16 protein-coding genes are annotated in these 14,702 nt (G+C 65.1%); 7 read left to right on the top strand and 9 right to left on the bottom strand.

The window, feature by feature from the left end:
• From odhB to lpdA, 3 genes are all read left to right on the top strand, one after another.
• Positions 1 to 770 (top strand): 2-oxoglutarate dehydrogenase complex dihydrolipoyllysine-residue succinyltransferase (gene odhB / locus AVO45_RS07045; protein WP_082688708.1); only part of this gene is annotated, 770 nt, incomplete at its 5' end.
• A 4-nt stretch (positions 771 to 774) separates the two neighbouring features.
• A complete protein-coding gene (locus tag AVO45_RS07040) occupies positions 775 to 1,044 on the top strand; it encodes a hypothetical protein (RefSeq protein ID WP_068345368.1) in 270 nt (89 codons plus the stop codon).
• 69 nt (positions 1,045 to 1,113) lie between these two features.
• Positions 1,114 to 2,502: a dihydrolipoyl dehydrogenase gene (lpdA, locus tag AVO45_RS07035; RefSeq protein WP_068345366.1), complete on the top strand. Its 1,389-nt coding sequence runs from the start codon at positions 1,114 to 1,116 to the stop codon at positions 2,500 to 2,502.
• Between the two features lie 142 nt (positions 2,503 to 2,644).
• On the opposite strand, the gene zapE is transcribed toward lpdA, so the two are convergent.
• Entirely contained in the window at positions 2,645 to 3,706 is a 1,062-nt protein-coding gene (gene zapE / locus AVO45_RS07030; protein WP_068345365.1) for a cell division protein ZapE, read from the bottom strand.
• Positions 3,707 to 3,857: 151 nt separating this feature from the next.
• Here zapE and AVO45_RS07025 point away from each other — a divergent pair, with 151 nt between their 5' ends.
• Positions 3,858 to 5,099, top strand: a complete 1,242-nt coding sequence (locus AVO45_RS07025) for an MFS transporter (RefSeq protein ID WP_068345363.1) — start codon at positions 3,858 to 3,860, stop codon at positions 5,097 to 5,099.
• Here AVO45_RS07025 and AVO45_RS07020 read toward each other — a convergent pair whose 3' ends face one another.
• The 7 genes from AVO45_RS07020 to mbfA all read right to left on the bottom strand — a co-directional run bounded on the left by AVO45_RS07020 (position 5,100) and on the right by mbfA (position 11,665).
• A complete protein-coding gene (locus AVO45_RS07020) occupies positions 5,100 to 6,008 on the bottom strand; it encodes an ornithine cyclodeaminase family protein (RefSeq protein WP_068345361.1) in 909 nt (302 codons plus the stop codon).
• Positions 6,005 to 6,625: an HAD family hydrolase gene (locus AVO45_RS07015; protein ID WP_068345360.1), complete on the bottom strand. Its 621-nt coding sequence runs from the start codon at positions 6,623 to 6,625 to the stop codon at positions 6,005 to 6,007. The genes AVO45_RS07020 and AVO45_RS07015 overlap by 4 nt, the downstream gene beginning before the upstream one ends.
• 193 nt (positions 6,626 to 6,818) lie before the next feature.
• Positions 6,819 to 7,274: a YaiI/YqxD family protein gene (locus AVO45_RS07010; RefSeq protein ID WP_068345354.1), complete on the bottom strand. Its 456-nt coding sequence runs from the start codon at positions 7,272 to 7,274 to the stop codon at positions 6,819 to 6,821.
• Positions 7,271 to 8,773 carry a Si-specific NAD(P)(+) transhydrogenase gene (gene sthA / locus AVO45_RS07005; protein ID WP_068345353.1) on the bottom strand — a complete coding sequence of 501 codons (1,503 nt, stop codon included), beginning with the start codon at positions 8,771 to 8,773 and terminating at the stop codon, positions 7,271 to 7,273. The genes AVO45_RS07010 and sthA overlap by 4 nt, the downstream gene beginning before the upstream one ends.
• A gap of 3 nt (positions 8,774 to 8,776) precedes the next feature.
• Positions 8,777 to 9,610 (bottom strand): S-formylglutathione hydrolase, encoded by an 834-nt coding sequence (gene fghA / locus AVO45_RS07000; RefSeq protein WP_068345352.1) that lies wholly within the window; start codon positions 9,608 to 9,610, stop codon positions 8,777 to 8,779.
• A 105-nt stretch (positions 9,611 to 9,715) separates the two neighbouring features.
• A complete protein-coding gene (locus AVO45_RS06995; RefSeq protein WP_068345351.1) occupies positions 9,716 to 10,645 on the bottom strand; it encodes an AEC family transporter in 930 nt (309 codons plus the stop codon).
• Between the two features lie 45 nt (positions 10,646 to 10,690).
• Complete coding sequence (gene mbfA / locus AVO45_RS06990) at positions 10,691 to 11,665, bottom strand: iron exporter MbfA (protein WP_068345349.1); 975 nt, start codon at positions 11,663 to 11,665, stop codon at positions 10,691 to 10,693.
• A gap of 129 nt (positions 11,666 to 11,794) precedes the next feature.
• Here mbfA and AVO45_RS06985 point away from each other — a divergent pair, with 129 nt between their 5' ends.
• On the top strand, positions 11,795 to 12,412 hold the full coding sequence (locus AVO45_RS06985; protein ID WP_068345347.1) for a TetR/AcrR family transcriptional regulator: 618 nt from the start codon (positions 11,795 to 11,797) through the stop codon (positions 12,410 to 12,412).
• A 78-nt stretch (positions 12,413 to 12,490) separates the two neighbouring features.
• Here the strand turns inward: AVO45_RS06985 and AVO45_RS06980 are convergent, their stop codons facing one another.
• Positions 12,491 to 13,603, bottom strand: a complete 1,113-nt coding sequence (locus AVO45_RS06980) for an S-(hydroxymethyl)glutathione dehydrogenase/class III alcohol dehydrogenase (protein WP_068345345.1) — start codon at positions 13,601 to 13,603, stop codon at positions 12,491 to 12,493.
• Between the two features lie 130 nt (positions 13,604 to 13,733).
• Here AVO45_RS06980 and AVO45_RS06975 point away from each other — a divergent pair, with 130 nt between their 5' ends.
• Together AVO45_RS06975 and AVO45_RS06970 are read left to right on the top strand one after the other, a co-directional pair.
• Complete coding sequence (locus AVO45_RS06975; RefSeq protein ID WP_068345343.1) at positions 13,734 to 14,021, top strand: I78 family peptidase inhibitor; 288 nt, start codon at positions 13,734 to 13,736, stop codon at positions 14,019 to 14,021.
• A 66-nt stretch (positions 14,022 to 14,087) separates the two neighbouring features.
• Positions 14,088 to 14,702 (top strand): Y-family DNA polymerase (locus tag AVO45_RS06970; RefSeq protein ID WP_169795997.1); only part of this gene is annotated, 615 nt, incomplete at its 3' end.

Below are 14,702 nucleotides of genomic sequence, written 5' to 3'. Positions count from 1 at the left end.
CTGCGGCCCCCGCCCCGGCAGCCCCGGCGCCGGCTGCGGCCCCGCGCGCGCCCGTGGCCGCCGAGGATGCCGTCCGCGAGGAACGCGTGCGCATGACGCGCCTGCGCCAGACCATCGCCAAGCGCCTGAAGGATGCGCAGAACACCGCCGCGATCCTGACCACCTACAACGAGGTGGACATGACCGAGGTGATGGCCATCCGCAACCAGTACAAGGACCAGTTCGAGAAGAAGCACGGCGTGCGCCTGGGCTTCATGTCGTTCTTCACCAAGGCCTGCTGCCACGCGCTGAAGGAGGTGCCCGAGGTCAATGCCGAGATCGACGGCAATGACATCGTCTACAAGAACTACGTCCACATGGGCGTGGCCGCCGGCACCCCGCAGGGCCTGGTGGTTCCGGTGATCCGCGACGCCGACCGGATGTCGTTCGCCGAGATCGAAAAGGCCATCGCCGAGAAAGGCAAGCGCGCCCGCGAAGGCAAGCTGTCGATGGCCGAGATGCAGGGCGGCACCTTCACCATCTCCAACGGTGGCGTCTATGGCTCGCTGATGTCCTCGCCGATCCTGAACCCCCCGCAGTCGGGCATTCTGGGCATGCACAAGATCCAGGAACGCCCGATGGTCATTAACGGCGAGATCAAGATCCGCCCGATGATGTACCTGGCGCTGTCCTATGACCACCGGATCGTCGACGGCAAGGGCGCGGTCACCTTCCTGGTGCGCGTGAAAGAGGCGCTGGAAGATCCGCGCCGCCTGCTGATGGATCTGTGATCGTATGGCTACCCATGTTTTATGGCAGGCGGATGTCGCCGATTTCGACGCGTGGCTGAAGGTGTTCCGCGAGGACAAGCCGATGCGCAAGGCGGCCGGAATCGTCGATCTGCATGTCTGGCGCGACCCCGATCAGGCCGATCACGCAGTGGCGCTGTTCGCGGTGGCCGACCTGGACAAGGCCCGGGCCTTCTTCGATTCCGAGGAACTGGCCATGCATCACGAACGCGGCGGCGTGGCCCATATTCAGGTCAAACTGCTGACACCGGTCTAGGCCGAAACACCGGCGGCCCGCCTTTTGGGTCGCCGTTCAAAAAACACTCCGCGGATTTGGGAGAACAAAATGGCTAACTATGACGTCATCGTAATCGGCGCCGGCCCCGGCGGCTATGTCTGCGCCATCCGCTGCGCGCAGCTGGGCCTGAAAACCGCCGTCGTCGAAGGGCGCGAGACGCTGGGCGGCACCTGTCTGAACGTGGGCTGCATCCCCTCGAAGGCGCTGCTGCATGCCAGCCATCAGCTGCACGAGGCCGAGCACAACTTTGCCAGGATGGGCCTCAAGGGCAAAAGCCCCTCGGTCGACTGGAAACAGATGCAGGCCTACAAGGAAGAAACCATCGAGACCAACACCAAGGGGATCGAGTTCCTGTTCAAGAAGAACAAGATCGACTGGCTCAAGGGTTGGGGCTCGATCCCCGCGGCCGGCAAGGTCAAGGTCGGTGACGAGGTGCACGAGGCCAGGAACATCATCATCGCCACCGGGTCCGAGGCGGCCTCGCTGCCCGGCGTCGAGGTGGACGAGAAGGTGGTGGTGACCTCGACCGGGGCGCTGTCGCTGAACAAGATCCCGAAAAAGCTGGTGGTGATCGGCGCCGGCGTGATCGGGCTGGAACTGGGCTCGGTCTATCAGCGCCTGGGCGCCGAGGTGACGGTGATCGAATACCTGGACGTCATCACCCCGGGCATGGACCCCGAGGTGCAGAAGACCTTCCAGCGCATCCTCAAGAAGCAGGGCCTGAACTTCGTAATGGGTGCCGCGGTGCAAAAGACCGAGGCCACCAAGACCAAGGCCAAGGTGACCTACAAGCTGCGCAAGGATGACAGCGAACATGTGATCGAGGCCGACACCGTTCTGGTGGCCACCGGGCGCAAGCCGTTTTACGACGGGCTGGGGCTGGAGGCTCTGGGCGTCGAGCTGACGCCGCGCGGCCAGATCAAGGTCGGCAAGGACTGGCAGACCAACGTGCCAGGCATCTACGCCATCGGCGACGTGATCGAAGGACCGATGCTGGCCCACAAGGCCGAGGATGAGGGCATGGCCGCCGCCGAAGTGGTCGCGGGCAAGCATGGCCATGTGAATTATGGCGTCATTCCGGGCGTGATCTACACCTGGCCCGAGGTCGCCAATGTCGGCGAGACCGAGGCCACGCTCAAGGAGCAGGGCCGCGCCTACAAGGTGGGCAAGTTCAGCTTCATGGGCAATGGCCGCGCCAAGGCGAACTTTGCCGCCGACGGGTTCGTCAAGATCCTGGCCGACAAGGAGACCGATCGCATCCTGGGCTGCCACATCATCGGCCCCGGTGCGGGCGACCTGATCCACGAGGTCTGCGTGGCGATGGAGTTCGGTGCCTCGGCCGAGGATCTGGCTTTGACCTGCCACGCGCATCCGACCTATTCCGAGGCCGTGCGCGAGGCCGCACTGGCCTGCGGCGACGGCCCGATCCACAGCTGATCGCGCAGGTGTCAACCGGTTCATGCGAGGCTCTGCCTCGCGCTCCGGGATATTTCGGGCCAGATGAAGTTGTGGACCAATCCTTCATCTGGCTGAAAATATCCCGGGGGAGTCGCGCGCAGCGCGGCGGGGGCAGAGCCCCCTATTTCCCCCAATCCTCCGCCTGCATTTCCCGCAGACGCGATGCGGTGCGCTCGAACTCGAAAATACCCTCGCCCTCGACGTAAAGCATCTCGGGCTCCGCCGCCGCCGAGCAGATCAGACGCACCTTCGCCTCGTAGAGCGCGTCGATCAGCGTCACGAACCGCTTGGCCTCGTTGAAATTGTTGCGCGACAGGCGCGGGATGTCCTCGAGCACCAGCACCTTCACCTCGTCGGCGATGGCCAGATAGTCCCCCGGCCCCAGCATCCGGCCGCACAGATCATAGAACGACGCCCGCGCCACGCCATTGCGAAAGGCGGGCAGCACGACCTCGCGCCCCTTGACGTGCAGCACCAGCGGCTCGGCCGGCCCGCCCGACAGATCGCGCCACACCGCGCGGATCTTCTCGCGCGCCTCGGGGCCGATCGGCGTGAAATAGACCTGCTCTCCTTCCAGCCGGTTCTGCCGGTAGTCGGTGGGCGAGGCCATCTCCCACACCACCAGCCGATCCTTGATGAGCTTGATGAAGGGCAGGAACAGCTGCCGGTTCAGCCCGTTCTCGTACAGATCGTCCGGAACCCGGTTCGAGGTGGTGACCACCACGACGCCGGCCTCGAACAGAAACTCGAACAGGCGGCCGACGATCATCGCGTCGGTGATGTCGGTGATCTGCATCTCGTCAAAGGCCAGCACCTTGACCGACTTGACGACCTCGGACGCCACCGGGGCCAGGGTATCCTCGATCCCCTTCTTGCGGGCCTCGTGCATCTTGGCGTGAATTTCCTGCATGAAGGCGTGGAAATGCACCCGGCGCACCGGCACGTCGCCAAGGGTCTCCACGAACAGGTCCATCAGCATCGACTTGCCGCGGCCAACCCCGCCCCACAGGTACAGACCCTTGGGCGGCGGCGGCGCCTTCCTGCGGAACAGACCGCGCTTGACCGGCGCCGCCAGCGCGGCACGGATTCGCTCGAACTCGGGCAGAACCGCCTCCTGCACCGGATCGGCGATCAGGGTGCCGTCGGCAACCCGCGCGGCATAGAGGGAAATCACGTCAGTCATGCCCGAGCCATAGCGCCCCACCGAACCCTTGGAAAGCAGGCAAGAGGCGGCGTCGCATCAATTTTCCTTATCCGTGCGCTCAAAACTCCTGAATTGACGTGTTGCGAGGAATGTCTAGGGTCGGCGCCACCCTGAAGCCCGGAGTTTTTCAATGGCCCCATCGGCCCGCTTGCTCACGCCCGTTCTGATCGTCGGCTGCATCATCATCACCGTCAGCTTCGCCGTGCGCGCATCCTTCGGGGTGTTCCAGATTCCGATCGCCGAGGAATTCGGCTGGCTGCGCAGCGAGTTCTCGATGGCCATCGCGATCCAGAACCTTGCCTGGGGCATCGGGCAGCCGATCTTCGGGGCCATCGCCGAAAAGATCGGCGACCGCCGCGCCGTCGTGCTGGGGGCGCTGACCTATGCCGCCGGCATGGTTCTTACGGCCTGGTCCGCGACACCGCTGGAACATCAGCTCTACGCCTGGCTGGTGGGTTTCGGCATCGCCGGCACCGGTTTCGGTGTCATTCTGGCCGTGGTCGGGCGTGCCTCGTCCGACAGGAACCGCTCGATGTCGCTGGCGATCGTCACCGCCGCCGGCAGCTTCGGCCAGGTGATCGGTGCGCCGACGGCCGAGTGGCTTCTGGGCTTCATGCCCTGGCAGCAGGTGTTCCTGGTCTTTGCCGCCGTGATCCTGATGCTGGTTCTGACCCTGCCCTTCATGCGCGCCCCGGCTCCCGCCAGCCGGCAGGAGCTGGAGGAAAGCATGGGCCATATCCTGAAAAAGGCCTTTCGCGACCCGTCCTACACGATGATCTTCCTGGGCTTTTTCAGTTGCGGTTACCAGCTGGCCTTCATCACGGCGCATTTCCCGGCCTTCGTGACCGAGATGTGCGGCCCGATCCAGCCGGGCGGCGTGCTGCATTCGATGGGCATCACCACGACATCGGCCCTTGGCGCGGTGGCCATTTCGCTGGTCGGGCTGGCCAATATCGGCGGCACGCTGGCCGCAGGCTGGGCCGGCAATCACTTCCCCAAGAAATACCTGCTGGCGGGCATCTACACCGCACGCACCGTCGCGGCCGCCGCCTTCATCCTGTTGCCGATCACGCCGACCTCGGTGATCGTCTTTTCCGTGGTCATGGGCTCGCTCTGGCTTGCCACGGTGCCGCTGACCTCGGGGCTGGTGGCGCATCTCTACGGGCTGCGCTACATGGGCACGCTTTACGGCATCGTGTTCCTCAGCCACCAGATCGGCGGCTTCCTCGGCGTCTGGCTGGGCGGGCGGATGTATGACCTCTATGGCGACTACACGATGGTCTGGTGGGTCGGCGTGGGCGTCGGCGCCTTCAGCGCCATCGTGCACCTGCCGATCCGCGAGAACCGGGCCGCCGAGCCCGTGCCCGCCTGATCAGCCGCGCCACTTGTCCAGGATGTAGCGACTGGTCATCAGGTCCAGGTGCGCGCCACCGCCATTCTTGAACAGCGAGATGCCGTCCGGCTGATATGAAAAGGCCCCGAGGTCGTAGAAATCGGCCAGCAGGTCCGACCGCTGGATCACGCCCTCGGCCAGCGGCGTCTTGATCTCGCCGATATGATCGACGGTGGTGTCGAAACTGTCCACGAAGATGCGGGACCGCCGCAGCGCCTCGTCATCCGCCTCGCGCATGTCCGGCCTGTAGGCGCCGATCAGGTTCAGGTGCTGCCCCGGGCGCAGCCACTCGCCCTTGATCACCGGCTCGGTGGACATGGTGGCCGTCACGATGATGTCGGCCCGGTTCACCGCCTCGGCCAGATCCGGCGCGACGTCCACGTCGGTCAGGGTCGCGGCCAGTTCCTCGGCCTTGGACAGCGTGCGGTTCCACATCCTGATCTTGGCCTGCGGATAACCGGCCCGGAAAGCCTCGCACAGGGACGCGCCCACGGTGCCCGCGCCGACGATCAAAATCTCCCGGCTGTCCGGGTTGGCCAGCCGCAGCGCCCCCAGCAGGCTGTCGCCCGCGGTCTTCCACTTGGTGACCAGGTGGAAATCGACCAGCGCCGACAGCGCCCCGTTCAGGTCATCATACAGGCAGACCGACCCGTTGATCAGCGGATCGCCCCTGTCGGGATTGCGCGGAAAGATAGTGGCCGTCTTGACCGCCATGCCCAGCCCGTCGATCCAGGCTGCGCGCGACAGCAGCGTGTCGGGGTCGCGATAGAGGAACGTGTCTCCGATCTCAGCCTTGGGCAGGTCATGGCCGTCAACCAGCGCCCCGGCCAGTTCCAGCCAGTCCAGGTTGGCTTCGCCTTCGGCAAAGGGAATTTGCAGGATGCTCATGCGGCCTCTCTTTCGGTCAGCAGGCCCTCGGCAACCAGACGGTCGGCCCAGCCCTGCGGGTGTCTGAAGTGATGCGTCTGCCAGCCCCGGGCGCGGGCGGTTTCGATATTGTCCATGCGGTCGTCGGCGAACAAGAGCGTCTCCGGCGGCAGGCCGCAATCGACCTCGACCATCTCATAGATCGGCGGGTGCGGCTTGACCGCCCGCATCCGGCCAGAGACATACTGCCGGTCGAACTCGTTGAGAAACGGGTAGACCGTGCAGGTATGGTCGAAATTCTGCACCCCGAAATTGGTCAGCGCGAAAACCGGAACACCCTTGGCCCGCAGCGCCCGCAACAACCGGACCGAGTGCGGGATCTCGGGCGAGGCCAACTCGATCCAGCGGTCATGCCACATGCGGATCTCGTCGCGCCATTGCGGGTATTTTTCGGCCCATGCGTAGATCGTGTCGGTGAAATGGCCGCCCTGATCGACTTGGTCGTTCATGCCGTGCAGATCGACCTCGGCAAACATGGCGCGGCGGCGCTCTTCGCCGATCACGCGGTCATAATAGCGTTCGGGCTGCCACTCGATCAGGACGTTTCCGATGTCGAAGATGACGGCGTTGACGGGCATGGGCGGAATCCGGTTCGGGCGACAGAGCGTTCGGCCCGACTGAACCAAGCCTTGCGCCGATATTCAAGCCGGAACCTTGGCCTGCCTGCGCCGACCGCACCGCGCGGGGCCTGCCCCGTGCGGTGCCCGGCCCAACCGTGGGCGTCGCATCCCTGATGCGGCGCCGACGGGCGGGAGGGGCTCCGCCTGCGGATCAGTCGCGCAACGCCGCCCTGATTTCACGCTCCAGCGCGTCCAGAAACCGCGAGCGGTCGGCCTTGGAAAACGCCTTGCCCCCACCGCCCGCGCCCAGCGGGTTGGCCGCGCGCAGATCGGCCATCAGGTCGCGCATCGCCAGTTGCTGCCCGATATTGGCCGGCGTGAACCGCTCGCCATTGGGGCGCAGAACGCGCGCGCCCACCTCGACGCATTTGGCGGCCAGCGGAATGTCCGAGGTGATCACCACGTCGCCCTTGCCGCAGCGTTCCGCGATCCACTTGTCGGCCTCGTCCGGCCCCTCGGCCACGGTCACCACTTCGACCAGCGGGTTGGCCGACGGCCGCAGCCCGCCATTCGACACCAGAACCATCCGCAGCCGATGCCGCGTCGCCACCCGCTCGGCCTCGGCCTTGACGGGGCAGGCGTCGGCATCGACATACAGAACCGTCACGCCTTGCTGGCCTCTTTCGCCGCTGGTTTCTCCGCCACCTTCTTCGCTGCAGGCGCGGGTTTGGCCTCGGCTTCGTCCGGCTTCTTGCGCACCTTGAACTCTTCCGGGATCGGCATCCGGTTGAAGGCGTCCAGCCCCGCGATCTTGTAGGCCTCGGCCAGGGTCGGATAGTTGAAGGTGTTCTGCACGAAGTAATCCACCGTGCCCTTCAGGTTCAGCACCGCCTGTGCGATGTGGATCAGCTCGGTCGCGCCTTCGCCGACGATCTGCACGCCCAGCACCCGCCGGGTTTTCAGCGAGAACAGCATCTTCAGCATGCCATGCTCCAGCCCCATGATATGCCCGCGCGAGGTTTCGCGGAACCGGGCCACGCCCACTTCATAGGGGATGCCACGCTCCTGCAGCTCTTCCTCGGACATGCCGCAGGTCGAGATCTCGGGCACCGAGTAGATGCCATAGGGGAACCACGGGCTTTCCGGCAGGGTCGGCGTCTCCAGCGCGTGGCAGGCCGCGACCCGGCCTTGCTGCAACGCGGTTGAGGCCAGCGAGGGATGCCCGATCACGTCGCCGGTGGCGTAGATATGCGGCACCGAGGTCTGATAGGTTTTGCGATCCACCGAGATCCGGTTGCGGTGGTCTGTTTCGATCCCGACCGCTTCCAGGTTCAGCGACGAGGTATTGCCCATGCGGCCGGCTGCGAACAGCAGCATCTCGGCCCGCACATGTCGACCGTTGGCCATGGTAACCTCGACATGCTGGCCTGCATCCTCGATCTTTTCCACCGCCGAACCCAGACGCAGATCCACACCGTTTTCACGGATCTGATGGGTAAACTCCTGGATCAGTGTCTTGTCGATGAAATCCAGGAAGGTCTCGCGCGGCTCGATCAGCGTGACCCGCACGTCGAGCGCCGAGAACATCGTAGCATATTCCACCCCGATCACGCCCGCGCCGATCACGCAGAGCGAGCGCGGGATCTCGGCCATTTCCAGGAACTCGTCCCCATCGACGATGGTCCTGCCGTTGAAGGGGACGTAATCGGGGCGATAGGTCTTGGTGCCGGTGGCGATCAGGAACTTCGCAGCCGTCAGGCGGGTGGTGTCACCCGCATCGGCCGTGACCTCGATCTCGTTCGGGCCGGTGAACCGGGCCACACCATCCATGGTTTCGACATGGTTCCGGTTGAACTGGTGTTCCAGAACGTCGACCTCGTAGTCCAGCGTCATGTGCAGCCGGGCCTTCAGGTCTTCGGCGCGGATCTGATCCTTGACCCGATAGGACAGGCCGTAAAAGCTGCGCTCGCGCCAGCCCGACAGGTTCAGCACCGTTTCGCGCAGGGTCTTGGACGGGATCGTACCCGTGTGCACCGACACGCCGCCCAGCCGATCGCGGCGGTCAACCACCAGCACCTTGCGCTTCAGCTTGCCGGCCTGAATGGCGGCCGCCCGGCCCGAGGGGCCCGAGCCGATGATGATGAGATCGTAGTCGTATTTGCTCATGTCTCAGTCCCCATACAGCGCTTCGGCGTGGAAGGTGACGTGGTCTTCCATGAAGGTCGAAACGAAAAAGTAAGAGTGGTCATAACCCGGCTGCAGGCGGTTCGTGGCCTGCTGGCGGCGCTCGGCGGTGGCATGGGCCAGCGCCTCGGGGCGCAGCAGGTCGATGAACTGGTCGTTGGTGCCGGTGTCGATCAGGATCGGGCCGTCAAAGCCTTTCTCCTTCATCAGCAGCGAGGCGTCGTGTTTCGCCCAGGCGGCCTCGTCATCGCCCAGATAGGCGCTCAGCTGCTTGCGGCCCCAGTCGCTGGCGGTCGGGTTCGAGATCGGCGCAAAGGCCGAGACCGACCGAAACCGGCCCGGCAGGTTCATCGCCAGCGTCAGCGCGCCGTGGCCGCCCATGGAATGTCCGGTGATGGCCTGGCGGTCGCCGTCGATGGCGAAGCGCTCGACCAGCAGCGCGGGCAGTTCCTCGGCCACATAGTCCCACATGTTGAAATGCGGCGCCCACGGGGCCTGCGTGGCGTTCACGTAGAACCCGGCGCCCTGGCCCAGGTCATAATCCTCGTGATCGGCCACCCCTTCGCCGCGCGGCGAGGTGTCGGGAAAGACCAGCGCGATCCCCTGTTCCGCGGCCCAGCCCTGCGCGCCGGCCTTGGTCATGGCGTTTTCATGGGTGCAGGTCAGGCCCGACAGATACCACAGCACCGGCACGGGGCCGTCCTTGGCCTCGGCGGGCAGGAAAAGGCCAAAGGTCATGTCGCACTGGCAGGCGGAGGAGGCGTGGCGATAGACGCCTTGAACGCCGCCGAAACAGGTGTTCTCGGAAAGGGTTTCCATCTGGGCTGAGTCCTTGCGTTGCAACTGGCGCCATGGCTAAACCCACAAGGACGCGGCGTAAAGTGCGCCAGCCTGCGACAGAGGCGCTTTTTCAGCCGAAACCGGTCACAGAGAGCCGACCCAGGCAATCACCAGCGGCACGGTCAGGATGCTGGCGGCGGTGGACAGCAGGATCGCCGCCGAGGCCCGATGCGGCGCGATGCCGTAATGCGCCGCCAGCATGTAGACATTCCCGGCCACCGGCAGGGCGGCGGCGGAAATCGCCACGGCGGCGGGGAAGGGCGCGATCGGCACCAGCCACAGCAGGGCGATGGCGACCAGCGCCGGATGGATCGCCAGCTTGCAGAAGCTCAGCCAGGCGGCGACCCGAACCCGCTCGGCCGATTTGCTGGCCAGCGAGGCGCCGATGGCGAACAGCGCGCCGGGCGTGGCCGCGCCGCCCAGGATGGTCAGGAAATCATTCATCGGCGACGGCACCGGAATCTGCAGCGCCGACCAGAGCATTCCGGCGGAAATCGACACGATCATGGGATTTTTGACCAATCCGAGACCGATGAGCCGCAACGTGCCCACCGTCAGCTTGCCGTCGCGCCCCCCGTTGATCAGGATGACGATGAGCGACGAGAACACCACCAGATCGACCGTCAGCACCAGCATGACAGGCCCGATGGCGGCCTCGGAAAACAGCATCGCCAGCATCGGCAGCCCCAGAAAGCCCACGTTGCCGATCGCAGCGCATTGCGCCTCGACCGCGGCGGTGGGCACGTCGAGGCCGCGCAGCCAGGCCACCAGCGTCGCCAGCGCATAGACCCCGACAGTGCCGATCAGATAGCCGACGACCAGCCTGCCGTTGAAGATCTCGGCAAAGGGCAGCGTGGCCGAAAACCTGAACAGCATCGCCGACAGGGCGAAGTAGAACACGAACTTGGTCAGATAGGCCGTCGCCTCTTCGCTGAAAAAGCGGCTGCGGCCGGCCCAGTAGCCAAGGCCGATGATCGCAAAGAAGGGCAGAGTCCTGAGAAAGATATCGACCATGGCGGAATTGGTAACATGGTTTGACCGATCCGCAAGGAGCGAGTCTCACCCACTCCCGATCAGGATGCCCGCGGCCAGCACCATCGCCCCGCCCAGAACCACCTGGAAGGTCGCCCGGAAGAACGGGGTCTCCATATACCGGTTCTGGATCCACGCGATCGCCCAAAGCTCGATGAACACCACGATGAAAGCGATGATCGTGGCGGTCCAGAACTCGGGGATCAGGTAAGGCAGGGCATGCCCCAGCCCGCCGACCGTGGTCATGACGCCCGAGGCCAGTCCGCGCTTGACCGGCGAGCCCCGGCCCGACAGCTCGCCATCGTCCGAGGCGGCCTCGGTGAAGCCCATGGAAATCCCCGCCCCGACCGAGGCCGCAAGCCCCACCAAGAAGGTGGTCCAAGGGTCATGGGTGGCAAAGGCGGTGGCAAAGATCGGCGCCAGCGTCGATACCGACCCGTCCATCAGTCCCGCCAGCCCGGGCTGCACCCAGGTCAGGATGAACTGGCGGTGGGAAATGGCCTTTTCCGCCTCTTTCTCGTCGAGGCCCAGATGGGTCTGCTCCAGCTCGCTGGCGGTGGCCTGATGCCCGGCCTCGGCCGCGGCAAGATCGCCCAGCAGCTTGCGGGTGGCCGCATCACTCGTGCGCCCCGCGGCGGCCAGATAGAACCGCTCGGCGTCTCGCTCCATCAACTCGGCCTCTTCGCGGATGCGCTCGATGCCGAGGTTCTCGACCAGCCAGATCGGCCGCCGCGCATAAAACCCGGCAACGTGTTCACGCCGGATCAGCGGAATCACCTGGCCGAAACGCTGTTCGTGCAGCTCGATCAGGCGCCGGCGATGCTCGTCCTCTTCGGCGGCCATCCCGTCGAACACCTTGGCCGAGGCCGGATAGTCCGGCCGCAGCATCTCGGCATATGACCGGTAGATGCGGGCGTCGTCCTCTTCCGAGGAAATGGCCAGTGCGATGATCTCCTGCTCGGACAGATCACGAAAATGTCTGCGTTGTGCGAAAAAGCGCATTCCATGCCCCAATAGTTAGAATGGTTCTAAAATACTGTTTGTCCCAGATCATGCAACCACTTGGGCGAATCGTTGAAACTGAACCGAACGGTTTATAAATTTGTTTAACCGAATGTCTCAGGGGACGGCATGAACCAGACCGGCACCATCCTCCGCAAGGGTCGGAAATTCGACCAGGTCTTGCGTGGCGCACGCGACGTTTTCATGGCCGACGGGTTCGAAGGCGCCAGCGTCGATGACATCGCCCGCGCGGCGGGGGTCTCCAAGGCGACGCTCTACAGCTATTTCCCCGACAAGCGGCTGTTGTTCATGGAGGTGGCCCAGACCGAGTGCCGCCTGATGTCCGAACGCATCCTGTCGATGATCGACGAGACCCGGCCCGCGCGCGAGGTGCTGACCATCGCGGCGACGCAGCTGGTGGGTTTTCTGACCTCGAAATTCGCGCAGCAGGTGTTCCGCATCTGCGTGGCCGAGCGTGACCGTTTCCCCGAGCTGGGCCGCGCCTTTTACGCGGCGGGGCCTGAAAACGGCCAGCGGCAGCTCTGCGCCTATCTGGAAAAGGCGGTCGCGGCCGGGGAGCTGGTGATCGAGGACATCCCGCTGGCGGCCGAGCAATTCTCGGAACTGTGCAAGACCCGCCTGTGGACCCGTGCGGTCTTCGGGATTCAGGACAGTTTCACCCAGGCCGAGATCGACGAGGTGGCCCAAAGCGCGGTGGACATGTTCATGGCGCGGTACGGGGCCTGATCGTCCCGCGTTTTTGCGAGCGGAGATCATTTTGGAAGGGGCAGGCAAATGCCCGCCCCTCCGATTGGCAACGTTGTTTCAGTAAATCACCACCGACCGGATGCTTTCGCCCTTGTGCATCAGGTCAAAGCCGGTGTTGATGTCGTCCAGACCCATGGTGTGGGTGATCATCGGGTCGATCTCGATCTTCCCTTCCATGTACCAGTCGACGATCTTGGGCACGTCCGTGCGGCCACGCGCGCCGCCAAAGGCGGTGCCGCGCCACGACCGGCCGGTGACCAGCTGGAACGGACGGGTCGAGATCTCGGCCCCGGCAGGCGCCACGCCGATGATGATCGACTCACCCCAGCCCTTGTGCGCCGATTCCAGCGCCGCGCGCATCACCTGCACGTTGCCGGTGGCGTCAAAGGTGTAATCCGCGCCGCCCTTGGTCAGGTTCACCAGATAGGGCACCAGATCGCCCTCGACCTCGGACGGGTTGACGAAATCGGTCATGCCGAACTTCTCGGCCATCTCGCGCTTGGCGGGGTTCAGGTCAACGCCGACGATCTGATCGGCCCCGGCCAGACGCAGGCCCTGGATCACGTTCAGGCCGATCCCGCCCAGGCCGAACACGATGGCGCGGCTGCCGATTTCCACCTTGGCGGTGTTGATCACGGCACCGATGCCGGTGGTCACGCCGCAGCCGATATAGCAGATCTTGTCGAACGGCGCGTCCTCGCGCACCTTGGCCAGCGCGATTTCCGGCAGGACCGTATGGTTCGAGAAGGTCGAGCAGCCCATGTAATGCAGGATCGGATCGCCATCCAGCGTCGAAAACCGCGAGGTGCCGTCAGGCATCAGACCCTTGCCCTGCGTCTCGCGGATCGCCTGGCACAGGTTGGTCTTGGGATGCAGGCAGTATTCGCACTCGCGGCATTCGGGGGTGTAGAGCGGGATCACGTGATCGCCGGGCTTCAGGCTGGTCACGCCGGGGCCGACCTCGACCACCACGCCGGCGCCCTCATGGCCCAGAATGGCCGGGAACAGGCCTTCGGGGTCGGCGCCCGAAAGGGTGAATTCGTCGGTGTGGCAGATGCCGGTGGCCTTGATCTCGACCAGAACCTCGCCGGCCTTGGGGCCTTCGAGGTTCACCTCCATCACTTCCAAGGGCTTGCCCGCCTGAAGGGCAACGGCGGCACGAGTACGCATGTTGCTATGTCTCCCTGTCAATTTCGCACGACCCTGCGTCAATTGCAGGGTGTTTTCAACTGCGCTTTCATGGCAGCTTCTGCAAGCATTTGATATTTCAGAAACGACATTGCCGAAAAGAGGAGCGCCAATGCACCGCCTCATCCCGATCCTGATCCTTCTGGCCGCCTGCGCGGAACCCGACCCGCCCGAGCCCGCCCCGCTGGAGCCCGAACCCGCCCCGGTCGATCTTGCCTTCTGCAAGGGCGAGCCCTTTGCGGATTCGGTCGGACAGCCGGTGTCCACGATTCAGGCGGAGCTGCCGGAAAATACGCGCGTCCTCGGGCCCGACGACATCGCCACGCAGGATTACCGGGTCGACCGTCTGAACGTGTATGTCGACGGTGCCGGGACCATCCAGCGGCTGACCTGCGGATAAGGGCGGACTCGACTCAGGCAGCGATTCTCATTTAGAACGAAATGAGAACATCCTGATGTCTGCCCGATGCCCAAACGCCGAATACTCTCGCTGTGGTTCCCCCGTCTGGGGGCCGAACGGCTGATCCGTGCCGCCCGCGGCCTGCAGTCCGGCCCGCTGGCGGTGGTGGCCGAACAGTCGAACATGCAGGTCATCACCTCGCTGAATGCCGAGGCGCAGGCCGCCGGTCTGCGCGTGGGCCAGCCGGTGCGCGATGCCCATGCCATGTGCGCGGCCCTTGTCACCCGCCCCCGCAACGCCCCGGCCGAGGCCGCTTTTCTGACCGCGCTGCGCCGCTGGGCGGGCAAGTTCAGCCCCTGGGTGGCCGAAGAGGCCCCCGATGGCCTGATCGTCGATCTGTCGGGCTGCGCCCACCTGTTCGGCGGGGAAGAGGCGCTGCTGGAGGTGATCGAGACCGACTGCGCCGACATGGGGCTGAGCGTGCAGATGGGCATCGCCGACACGCTGGGCGCGGCCTGGGCGCTGGCGCGCTATGCCGGGCAAGAGGCCACGTCCGACCGCAACGGCGACGCCATTTCGCAAGAGGCCCGCGCCACCCGCGCCCGCGCCGGCAAGCGGCGGCACTGGACCCGGGGCGGCGCCGCGCCTCAGGTGGTGGCCGCGGGCGGCGGGGCCCGGATC

Source organism: Ruegeria marisrubri (genome assembly GCF_001507595.1).
In the GTDB taxonomy this organism is placed as follows: Bacteria; Pseudomonadota; Alphaproteobacteria; order Rhodobacterales; family Rhodobacteraceae; genus Ruegeria; species Ruegeria marisrubri.
The sequence above is the reverse complement of the archived record's forward strand: the minus strand, read 5'-3'. Positions and strand labels throughout refer to the sequence as shown.

What these genes read in the sequence shown, in the direction of transcription:
- mbfA (WP_068345349.1), bottom strand. Translation starts at nt 11,665, where the DNA reads ATGCGCTTTTTCGCACAACGCAGACATTTTCGTGATCTGTCCGAGCAG.
- AVO45_RS06995 (WP_068345351.1), bottom strand. Translation starts at nt 10,645, where the DNA reads ATGGTCGATATCTTTCTCAGGACTCTGCCCTTCTTTGCGATCATCGGC.
- AVO45_RS07025 (WP_068345363.1), top strand. Translation starts at nt 3,858, where the DNA reads ATGGCCCCATCGGCCCGCTTGCTCACGCCCGTTCTGATCGTCGGCTGC.
- sthA (WP_068345353.1), bottom strand. Translation starts at nt 8,773, where the DNA reads ATGAGCAAATACGACTACGATCTCATCATCATCGGCTCGGGCCCCTCG.
- AVO45_RS06980 (WP_068345345.1), bottom strand. Translation starts at nt 13,603, where the DNA reads ATGCGTACTCGTGCCGCCGTTGCCCTTCAGGCGGGCAAGCCCTTGGAA.
- AVO45_RS06975 (WP_068345343.1), top strand. Translation starts at nt 13,734, where the DNA reads ATGCACCGCCTCATCCCGATCCTGATCCTTCTGGCCGCCTGCGCGGAA.
- AVO45_RS07015 (WP_068345360.1), bottom strand. Translation starts at nt 6,625, where the DNA reads ATGCCCGTCAACGCCGTCATCTTCGACATCGGAAACGTCCTGATCGAG.
- lpdA (WP_068345366.1), top strand. Translation starts at nt 1,114, where the DNA reads ATGGCTAACTATGACGTCATCGTAATCGGCGCCGGCCCCGGCGGCTAT.
- fghA (WP_068345352.1), bottom strand. Translation starts at nt 9,610, where the DNA reads ATGGAAACCCTTTCCGAGAACACCTGTTTCGGCGGCGTTCAAGGCGTC.
- AVO45_RS07020 (WP_068345361.1), bottom strand. Translation starts at nt 6,008, where the DNA reads ATGAGCATCCTGCAAATTCCCTTTGCCGAAGGCGAAGCCAACCTGGAC.
- AVO45_RS07040 (WP_068345368.1), top strand. Translation starts at nt 775, where the DNA reads ATGGCTACCCATGTTTTATGGCAGGCGGATGTCGCCGATTTCGACGCG.
- zapE (WP_068345365.1), bottom strand. Translation starts at nt 3,706, where the DNA reads ATGACTGACGTGATTTCCCTCTATGCCGCGCGGGTTGCCGACGGCACC.
- AVO45_RS06985 (WP_068345347.1), top strand. Translation starts at nt 11,795, where the DNA reads ATGAACCAGACCGGCACCATCCTCCGCAAGGGTCGGAAATTCGACCAG.